The organism is Azospirillum sp. (assembly GCF_035627195.1).
Classification (GTDB): domain Bacteria; phylum Pseudomonadota; class Alphaproteobacteria; order Azospirillales; family Azospirillaceae; genus Azospirillum.
Genome location: NZ_DASPMG010000185.1, coordinates 34,048 through 42,447, shown reverse-complemented (window position 1 = coordinate 42,447; position 8,400 = coordinate 34,048). Strand labels below are relative to the sequence as shown.

General features: G+C 72.7%; 9 protein-coding genes. 6 read left to right on the top strand and 3 right to left on the bottom strand.

Annotation, left to right across the window (positions count from 1 at the left end):
• Positions 1-55: 55 nt before the first annotated feature.
• Positions 56-478 carry a YqaA family protein gene (locus tag VED21_RS17270; protein WP_324884209.1) on the top strand — a complete coding sequence of 141 codons (423 nt, stop codon included), beginning with the start codon at positions 56-58 and terminating at the stop codon, positions 476-478.
• A gap of 6 nt (positions 479-484) precedes the next feature.
• Here the strand turns inward: VED21_RS17270 and VED21_RS17265 are convergent, their stop codons facing one another.
• Positions 485-991: a hemerythrin domain-containing protein gene (locus VED21_RS17265; protein ID WP_324884207.1), complete on the bottom strand. Its 507-nt coding sequence runs from the start codon at positions 989-991 to the stop codon at positions 485-487.
• Positions 979-2,310 (bottom strand): hypothetical protein, encoded by a 1,332-nt coding sequence (locus VED21_RS17260; RefSeq protein WP_324884205.1) that lies wholly within the window; start codon positions 2,308-2,310, stop codon positions 979-981. Before VED21_RS17260 ends, VED21_RS17265 begins: the two co-directional genes overlap by 13 nt.
• A gap of 148 nt (positions 2,311-2,458) precedes the next feature.
• On the opposite strand from VED21_RS17260, the gene VED21_RS17255 reads away from it, so the two are divergent.
• The 5 genes from VED21_RS17255 (at position 2,459) to VED21_RS17235 (ending at position 7,497) form a co-directional block, all read left to right on the top strand.
• Positions 2,459-2,590, top strand: a complete 132-nt coding sequence (locus VED21_RS17255; protein ID WP_324884203.1) for a hypothetical protein — start codon at positions 2,459-2,461, stop codon at positions 2,588-2,590.
• The gene (gene ubiT / locus VED21_RS17250; protein WP_324884201.1) at positions 2,575-3,204 is read left to right on the top strand and encodes a ubiquinone anaerobic biosynthesis accessory factor UbiT; all 630 of its coding nucleotides are present in this window, start codon (positions 2,575-2,577) and stop codon (positions 3,202-3,204) included. The genes VED21_RS17255 and ubiT overlap by 16 nt, the downstream gene beginning before the upstream one ends.
• A 2-nt stretch (positions 3,205-3,206) precedes the next feature.
• Positions 3,207-4,193, top strand: coding sequence for a ubiquinone anaerobic biosynthesis protein UbiU (ubiU, locus tag VED21_RS17245; RefSeq protein WP_324884199.1), 987 nt, complete (start codon positions 3,207-3,209; stop codon positions 4,191-4,193).
• Positions 4,194-4,373: 180 nt separating this feature from the next.
• The gene (gene ubiV / locus VED21_RS17240; protein WP_324884197.1) at positions 4,374-5,300 is read left to right on the top strand and encodes a ubiquinone anaerobic biosynthesis protein UbiV; all 927 of its coding nucleotides are present in this window, start codon (positions 4,374-4,376) and stop codon (positions 5,298-5,300) included.
• 43 nt (positions 5,301-5,343) lie between these two features.
• On the top strand, positions 5,344-7,497 hold the full coding sequence (locus VED21_RS17235) for a putative bifunctional diguanylate cyclase/phosphodiesterase (protein ID WP_324884195.1): 2,154 nt from the start codon (positions 5,344-5,346) through the stop codon (positions 7,495-7,497).
• A 76-nt stretch (positions 7,498-7,573) separates the two neighbouring features.
• Here the strand turns inward: VED21_RS17235 and VED21_RS17230 are convergent, their stop codons facing one another.
• The gene (locus VED21_RS17230) at positions 7,574-8,353 is read right to left on the bottom strand and encodes a peptidylprolyl isomerase (RefSeq protein ID WP_324884193.1); all 780 of its coding nucleotides are present in this window, start codon (positions 8,351-8,353) and stop codon (positions 7,574-7,576) included.
• Between the last annotated feature and the right edge of the window lie 47 nt (positions 8,354-8,400).

Genomic DNA, 8,400 nt, shown 5'->3' with positions numbered 1-8,400 from the left:
CGCCGCAAAAGTCCCCTCCCCCACGGCGGCGCGGGAGGGTTAGGGTGACCGGATGATGAGCGACCTCACCGCCTACGGCGGCCTGTTCCTGGCGGCGCTGGTCGCCGCCACGCTGCTGCCCGCCCAGTCGGAGCTGGTGCTGGTCGGCCTGCGCGCGTCCGGCTACGACGCGGTCGTCCTGGTGGCGGTGGCGACGGCGGGCAACGTCCTGGGCTCCACCATCAACTGGGTGCTGGGGCGCTACCTGCTGCATTTCCGCGACCGGCGCTGGTTCCCGGTGACGCCGGCCATGCTCGACCGCGCGACCGGCTGGTACGGGCGGTGGGGCGTGTGGTCGCTGCTGCTGGCCTGGATGCCGGTCGTCGGCGACCCGCTGACGCTGGTGGCCGGCATCCTGCGCGTCGACCTGCGGCTGTTCCTGCCGCTGGTCACGCTGGGCAAGGCGGCGCGCTACGCCGCACTCGCCTGGGCGGTGTGAGCGTCGCTACGCCAGCGCCTTGAACGTCTCGGCCAGACGCGCGTCGTCGTCGGGGCCGACCAGGGCGGCGATGGCGGCCAGCAGGCCCATCTCCTCCTTCTGGATGTGGAACATCTCGCGCTCCACGAACTCGCGGGCGTGCTCGGCGAAGTCGCGCCACGCCGCCGGTTCGAACGCGCCGGCGGCCAGCGCCTGCACCGCCAGCGTGCCCGCCGCCTCGGCGGCCGGGAGGATGGCGCGGTGTTCGGAGATCAGGAGCTGCGTCATGCCCGCCTGCCCGGCGGCGCGCAGCACCGGGAACAGGTGCTCCTCCTCGAAGCCGAAGTGGCGGCCGACCTCGTCGCGCACGATGCCGGTCATCGCCGTGAGCACGTCGCGCGCCGCACCCTTGGAGAGGTCGGGCGGCGCGTCGCCCTGGCGCTCCAGCAGTTCGTCCAGGTCTTCCAGCGCGCGCAGCGTCGCCAGATGGTCGTCGTGCAGCATCCCGCCGATGCGCGAGGTCATGTGGAGCATGCAAGGTCTCCGGGGTTGGAACGGGTTTTGGACAGCGCCGCCCGCCAGGCGTCGACGGCCCGGCAGCGAACGGCGAAGGCGAAGATCAGCAGGGCCGCCGCCCCGCCCGCACCGCTGAGCGCACCCAGGCGGGCCAGCGCCTCGACGTCCAGCAGGTTGCCGGCCACCAGCAGGGCGACGGCGGCGAGGTGCAGCGCGGCGTGGACCTTCAGCGGCCGCTCCGGCGTCAGCTTCGACACCAGCGGCGGCCGGCCGCCGGGCACCGTGGCGTGCACGGAAGCCAGGAAGGGCGCGATGCGCTGGAGCACGCCGAACAGGAAGGTCAGCAGCCAGCCGAACACCGCCAGCACGACGAACACGGTGGGCGCGTTGAAGGCGTCGATGCCCAGCGCCGGCAGCAGCGCCAGCGCCAGCGCCACCGGCAGCACCGCCCAGGCGGTGCGGATCAGCAGGAAGGCGGTGCCCAGGCGCTTGCGCATGCGGGCCTTCAGCACCGCGCGCATGGCCGTCAGGTGCAGCGCCACGGCCATGAGGCCGCACAGCACCGCCGCCACCGTCGGCCACGGCCCCGGCAGGACGGCGCCCGCCACCAGCAGCGCCAGCCCCACCTCCGCCGCCATCGCCGAGGCGTGGCCGAGTCGCACCGACGGCGCCGGGCCCAGGGCCAGCATCGGCACCAGGATGGTCGAGAATCCGGCGGCCAGCATCCCCATGAAGCCGAACAGCGCCAGCCCCAGGTGCACGCCGGCCAGCGAGCCGTGGTCCGGCAGGAAGCCCAGGCGCAGGTCGCACAGCAGCGCCACCCCCAGCCCGGCCGCCGCGCCGAGCGACGCCAGGGCACCCCAGGCGTAGTGGCGCACCACGCGCATCTCCGGCATGGTCATGCCGCCCGGCCGCAGGTTGGCGGCCATCAGCACCGCGAACACGGCCAGCCCGGCCGCCGCCAGCACGCCGCCCAGCGCCGCCAGCGCATCCTGCCACAGCGCCAGCCCGGCGGCGAACAGGGCAACGCCCGGCGCCGACAGCGCGAAGCTGGCCCACGCCCAGCGCACCGACCCGACTGGGCGCACGGTGGCCATGGGCAGCAGCTGGTAGGACGCCCCCATGGCGGTCATCGCCAGCACGCCCAGCGTGAACAGGTGCAGCGCCGCCAGCACCGCACCCGGCCCGCCGCGGAATCCCACCAGCGCCTCGCCGCCCAGCAGCAACAGCAGCCAGCCGGCGGCATGGAAGGCCAGCGCCGCGGCGAAGAACCCGAAGGGCACGCCGGCCGGCAGCAGCCGGTCGCGCGATCCGAAGGCGGCGTCGGGGGAGAACATCGCCCCTCTCCTGCTTGATCGAAATCAAGAACTGACAAAAGTCAATTGCCGGCCCGGCATACATTAGCTCCACGGACAATCCGCGAGTACTGATGGCCCGACCCGGCAACCGCAGGACGGACGATACGGGCCTGCGGCGATCCGCCGCTTGACCGGGATCAAGGAGGCGCTTTTGCTGCGCGACCGACTATCGCCGACAATTGAAGCCGCCGAAGTAATCGTCGGATCGATGGACGATGATGCTGCCGAAAGGAACGCGCCGACATGCCTGATCACGTGAGGGACGAGGACGCCGTGCGCCGCATGGAAGTGCTGGCCGCCGGGGTGGCGTTGCGCGCCGCGGCGCGGCTGGGCACGGGCGTGACCGCGCCGGTGCTGGACCGGCTGCTGCTGGTGCTGGCGCGCAGCCACCCGCGCGCCTTCGCCACGCTGGCCGAGATGCCGGAGGCGCGCGTGCTGCTCGACCCCGTGGACCAGCCCGTGGCCTTCCTGCTGACCGTCGGCCCCACCGTGCGCCTGCGAATCGCCGACCGTGCGACGGCCGAACATGAGGCGGCCATCCGCGGGCCGCTGCCGGCGCTGATGGACCTGCTGGAGGGGCGCATCGACGGCGACGCGCTGTTCTTCCGCCGCACCCTGCGGATCGAGGGTGACACCGCGATCGTGGTGGCGCTGCGCAACGCGCTGGACGGCGAGGAGATCGACCTCGTCTCGGACCTCGCGGCGCTGGGCGGCCCGCTGCGCCACGCGGTGCCGCGCCTGCGGCGCCACGCGGCGCGGGCGGCCGGCGTGCTGGAGAACGCGCGCCGGCTGCTGCTCGGCCCCGTGCTGACCCGGCTCGATACGCTGGAGCGGCGTGTGGAGCAGGGCCAGCGGCCCGGCCGGGGGGCGTGAGCATGGCCGGCTTCGAGCTGATCTGCCCGGCCGGCACGCCGGCCGCACTCCGCGCGGCGGTGGACGCCGGGGCGGACGCCGTCTACTGCGGCTTCCGCGACGAGACCAACGCCCGCAACTTCCCCGGACTGAACTTTTCCCGCGACGAACTGGCGGAGGGTATCCGCTACGCCCGCGCGCGCGGTCGCAAGGTGTTCGTGGCGATCAACACCTACCCCGCCGCCGGGAACGCCGGCCCCTGGCACCGCGCGGTGGACGACGCCGCGCGCCTGGGTGCGGACGCCGTGATCATGGCCGACCTGGGCCTGCTGGACTACGCCGCGCGCAAGCACCCCAGCCTGCGCCTGCACCTGTCCGTCCAGGCGTCGGCCGCCAACCCGGAGGCCATCGGCCTGTTCCACGAGGCGTTCGGCGTGCAGCGCGTGGTGCTGCCGCGCGTGCTGACCGTGGCCGACATCAAGGGCCTGACGGCGCAGGCCCCGGTGGAGGTGGAGGTGTTCGTCTTCGGCGGCCTCTGCCCGATGGCGGAGGGGCGCTGCTCGCTGTCCTCCTACGCCACCGGCCTGTCGCCCAACAAGCAGGGGGTATGCTCCCCCGCCAGCCACGTGCGCTACGAGCCGCGCGGGGACGAGTTGGTGTCGCGGCTGGGCGGCTTCACCGTCAACGTCTTCGGCGCCGACGAGCCGGCCGGCTACCCCACCCTGTGCAAGGGCCGCTTCGCCGCGCAGGGGCGCGCGTCCTACCTGTTCGAGGAGCCGACCAGCCTGAACGCGCTGGCCCTGCTGCCCGAACTGAAGGCAGCCGGCGTGCACGCGCTGAAGATCGAGGGGCGGCAGCGCGGCAAGGCCTACATCGCCTCGGTCGTGTCCACCTACCGGCAGGCCATCGACGCGTTCGAGCGCAGCGGGACCGTGCCCCACGTCGACCTGGACGCCGTCATCGAAGGCTCGCGCGACACCGCCGGCGCCTACCAGCGCTCCTGGCGGTAAGTCGCGAAGCGCTCTGCAAGCCCTTCTCCCCTTGAGGGAGAAGGGTTGGGATGAGGGGAATTTACGCCCGGCAGGGCGGACAAAGACTCTTTTCCGGCTCTCCGAGCCGCAACCACCCTCACCCCAACCCCTCTCCCCTCAAGGGAGAGGGGCAATGAGGTCAAGCACAGGATAACCGGAATGACCACACCCCCCCTGCTCACCCTCGGCCCGGTGCTGTTCAACTGGCCGGTCGACCAGTGGCGCGACTTCTACGCGCGCATCGCCGACGAGGCGCCGGTGGACGTCGTCACGCTGGGCGAGGTGGTGTGCTCCAAACGCGCCCCCTTCTTCGAAGACGCCCTGCCCGAGGTGATCGAGCGGCTGACCGCCGCCGGCAAGCAGGTGATCCTCGCCAGCCCCATTCTGGTGACCACCGAGCGCGAGCGCGCCGCCGTGCGCGGCCTCGTCGGCACGGAAGACCTGCTGGTGGAGGCCAACGACCTGGGCGCCGTGGCGCAGCTGGCCGGCCGGCCGCACCTCGTGGGGCCGTTCGTCAACGTCTACAACGAGGCGACGCTGGCGTGGCTGGCGGCGCGCGGCGCCACCGCCGTCAGCTTGGCCCCGGAACTGCCGGCGCCGTCGCTGAAGGCGCTGGCGGCGGAAGCCGCGCGGCACGGCGTGGCGGTGGAGGCGCAGGTGTTCGGCCGGGTGCCGCTGGCCATATCGGCCCGCTGCTACCACGCCCGCGCGCACGGTCTGCACAAGGACGGCTGCCAGTTCGTCTGCGGCCAGGACGCCGACGGCATGGACGTGGAGACGCTGGACGCTCAGCCCTTCCTGGCGGTGAACGGGCTGCAGACGCTGTCGCACACCTACCTCTGCCTGGCGTCGGAGCTGGACGAGCTGCGCGCGATGGGCGTGAGTCGCTTCCGTTTGTCACCACACACGGTGGACATGGTCCGGGTATCCTCGCTGTTCCGCGATGCGCTGGACGGCCGGCGCGGCGGGGCCGAGGTGGCGGCGGAGCTGGCGGGCATGATCGACCGGGCGCCGCTGGCCAACGGATTCTTCCACGACCGCGCGGGTGCTGCGTTCGTCGGCGGCGACGGGGCGGCGGCAATGTGATACTTTCCCCTTATAACCATTGGGGAATGGCCTGGGGATAGGCATGGGCGCGCTCGTCGACAAGGAACCGTTCCTGGACGCGCAGCGCCCGCTGCGCCGGGAAGCCGGTGCCTGGAGCCCCCAGTCGGGCGAGCTGGAGCAGCTGCGCCGCCTGCTCGATTCCGCCGAGGTGCGCGTGGCGCTGTACGGCGCCGACCGCCGCTACCGCTACGCCAACCGCTCCTACTGCGAGTTCGTCGGCCTGCCGCAGGGGGAGCTGATCGGCCGCACCGCGCGCGAGGTGCTGGGCGACGCGCTCTATCGCGACCTGAGGCCGCTGGCCGACACGGCGCTGGCCGGCTCCACCGCGCAACTCGAACAGTGGGTCGACTATCCCGGCAAGGGCCGGCGCTACGTGCGCCGGGTCTACACGCCGAACCTGCACGCCGACGGCCGGCAGGACGGCTACGCCGTCTTCATCCACGACATCACCGAACACCATCTGGCCGAGGCCGAACGGCACGCCAGCGAGGCGCTGAAGGCCGCCGTGGTCAACGGCGCGCTGGACGGCGTCATCGCCATCGACACCGACGGCCGCATCCTGGAGTTCAACCCGGCGGCCGAGCGCATCTTCGGCCACGCCCGCGCCGACGTTCTGGGCCGCAAGGCGTGCGAGGTCATTTTCCCGGCCGACACCGGCACCGCGGAGGTCGAGGCGATCGCGCGCTGCCTGGAGGGCGGCGGGGCCGACCTGCTGGGCCACCGCGTGGAGGTGGAGGCGCAACGCGCCGACGGCTGGCGCATCCCGGTCGAGCTGACGGTGACCGAGACGACGGTGTCCGGCCGGCGGCTGTTCACCGCGTCGGTGCGCGACATCTCCGACCGCAAGCGGCTGGAGCGGGAGCTGATCGACCTCGCCTACCGCGACCAGGAAACCGGCCTCGCCAACCGCCAGAGCCTGCTGGGCATCCTCGCCGAGTCGCGGGCCGGGGGGCGGGCGGTGACGCTGCTGTCCATCGACATCGACCGCTTCGACAATCTGCGCAACAGCTTCGGGCACGACTTCGCCAGCGACGCGCTGGCCGGGCTGGCGGCGCGGTTGATGGGCGCCTTCGCCGGGGCGGCCCGGCTGGCGCGCATCGCCGACCACACGCTGGGCCTGCTGTTCGACCCGGCGCCGGACGAGGCGGTGCTGAACGTCCACCTCGCCCGCATCGGCGCCCTGCTGCGCCGCACGCGCGCCGGCGACGGCGGCAACGTGCCGCTGTCGGCCAGCATCGGCATTGCGAGCACCGAGCCCGGCGACTGGGCCACCGAGGACCTGCTGCGCGACGCCGAGATCGCCGTCGCCCACGCCCGTTCCCTGGGCGGCGGGCGGGCCGTGCGGTTCGAGGCGGGCATGCGCGAGCAGCTGGTCTGGACCACGCGGATCGAGCACGACCTGCGCGCCGCGCTGATGCGCGGCGACGGGCTGTCGCTGGTCTACCAGCCGATCGTCGATCTGGAACGCGGCGCCTTGCAGGGGTTCGAGGCGCTGCTGCGCTGGACCCATCCGGAGCGCGGCCCGGTCTCCCCCGTCGAGTTCATCCCGGTGGCGGAAAGCACCGGCCTCGTCGTCACGCTCGGCCGCTGGGTTCTGGAGCGCGCCTGCCGGCAGCTGGCGGAGTGGCGCACGCTGTGCGGCCCCGGCCATCCGGCGCCGTTCATGAGCGTCAACCTGTCGCCGGTGCAGCTGGCCGAACCCGGCCTTGTGGACGACGTGCGGCGCATGCTGGACGAGGCCGGCGTGCCGGCCCGCCTGCTGAAGCTGGAGGTGACCGAGGGTGCGGTGATGGCGCACGCCGAGCAGGGCATCGCCACGCTGAAGGCGTTGCGCGACCTGGGCGTGCACATCGCCATCGACGACTTCGGCACCGGCTATTCGTCCTTGAGCTACCTGACGCGCCTGCCGGCGGACAGCCTGAAGGTCGACCGCTCCTTCCTTCAGGACCTGCACCATTCGGCGCAGGGCGAGGCCATCCTGCGCGCCATCATCACCGTGGCGCACACCTGCGGCTTCGACGTGGTGGCCGAGGGGGTGGAGACGGCGCCGGTGGCCGACCACCTGCGCACGCTGTCCTGCGACTATGCGCAGGGCTACTTCTTCGCCCGCCCCATGCCGGCCGAGGACGCTGGCGCCTGGGTGCGCCGGGCGTGCCCGGAGGCAGAACAGGCGTAGGTTGGGTCGAGCCGCAGACGAAAGCCCAACGCGCCCGCCACGGCGGGGACGTTGGGTCTCGACCCAACCTACGGCGCTACTGCACCAGCGGCGAAGCGGCGGCGTCGATGGCGATGCCGCTCACTTCGGCGCGGCCGGCGAGGACCTGGATGTACTGGTGCACGGCGCGGCGCCAACTGGATTCATGCAGGTATTCGGCGATGCGCTCGCGCACGATCTCGAACGGCAGGTCGCGGCCGTCGATGCGGCGGTCCAGGCGCAGCACGTGGTAGCCGAAGGGCGTGGGCACCGGCACCGGGCACAGCGTGCCGGGCAGCAGGTGGACGAGGAACGTCTCGAACTCCGGCACCGTCTGGCCGCGGGTGATCTGGCCCAGGCTGCCGCCCTGCTCTTTCGACGGGCAGGCGGACAGGGCACGCGCCAGTTCGGCGAAGCGCTCCGGCTGCTCGACCAGGATCTGGATGGTGTCGAGCGCCTTCTGCTTGGCGTCGCGCCGGGCGTCCTCGTCGTCGGGGGCCGCCGGGAAGAGGATGTGCGCGGCCTCGTAGATGTCGGGGCTGCGGAACTTTGCGGCGTTGTTGTCGAAGTAGCGGCGGCAGGCGGCCTCGTCGGCCTCGGGCACGGTGACGGCGTGCTCCAGCAGGGCGCGGACAGTGGCCTCCTCGGCCGTTTCGCCATCCGATTCCGGCGTGCCGGCGATGCCCAGGCGCGCGGCTTCCTGCAGCAGCAACTGGCGGACGACCAGGGCCTGCGCCGCCTGGACCCGCGCCGCGTCCAGCGTCGGGGCGGGGTGGTACTGGACCTCCTGGTCCACGGCGGCGTCGGGAATGGCGATGCCGTTCACGGTGATCGACATGGCGGGGGCCTTTTCAAGGTGGGAAGTGGTTGTGGTGGGAAGACGTG

What these genes read in the sequence shown, in the direction of transcription:
- VED21_RS17270 (WP_324884209.1), top strand. Translation starts at nt 56, where the DNA reads ATGAGCGACCTCACCGCCTACGGCGGCCTGTTCCTGGCGGCGCTGGTC.
- VED21_RS17265 (WP_324884207.1), bottom strand. Translation starts at nt 991, where the DNA reads ATGCTCCACATGACCTCGCGCATCGGCGGGATGCTGCACGACGACCAT.
- VED21_RS17260 (WP_324884205.1), bottom strand. Translation starts at nt 2,310, where the DNA reads ATGTTCTCCCCCGACGCCGCCTTCGGATCGCGCGACCGGCTGCTGCCG.
- ubiT (WP_324884201.1), top strand. Translation starts at nt 2,575, where the DNA reads ATGCCTGATCACGTGAGGGACGAGGACGCCGTGCGCCGCATGGAAGTG.
- ubiU (WP_324884199.1), top strand. Translation starts at nt 3,207, where the DNA reads ATGGCCGGCTTCGAGCTGATCTGCCCGGCCGGCACGCCGGCCGCACTC.
- ubiV (WP_324884197.1), top strand. Translation starts at nt 4,374, where the DNA reads ATGACCACACCCCCCCTGCTCACCCTCGGCCCGGTGCTGTTCAACTGG.
- VED21_RS17235 (WP_324884195.1), top strand. Translation starts at nt 5,344, where the DNA reads ATGGGCGCGCTCGTCGACAAGGAACCGTTCCTGGACGCGCAGCGCCCG.
- VED21_RS17230 (WP_324884193.1), bottom strand. Translation starts at nt 8,353, where the DNA reads ATGTCGATCACCGTGAACGGCATCGCCATTCCCGACGCCGCCGTGGAC.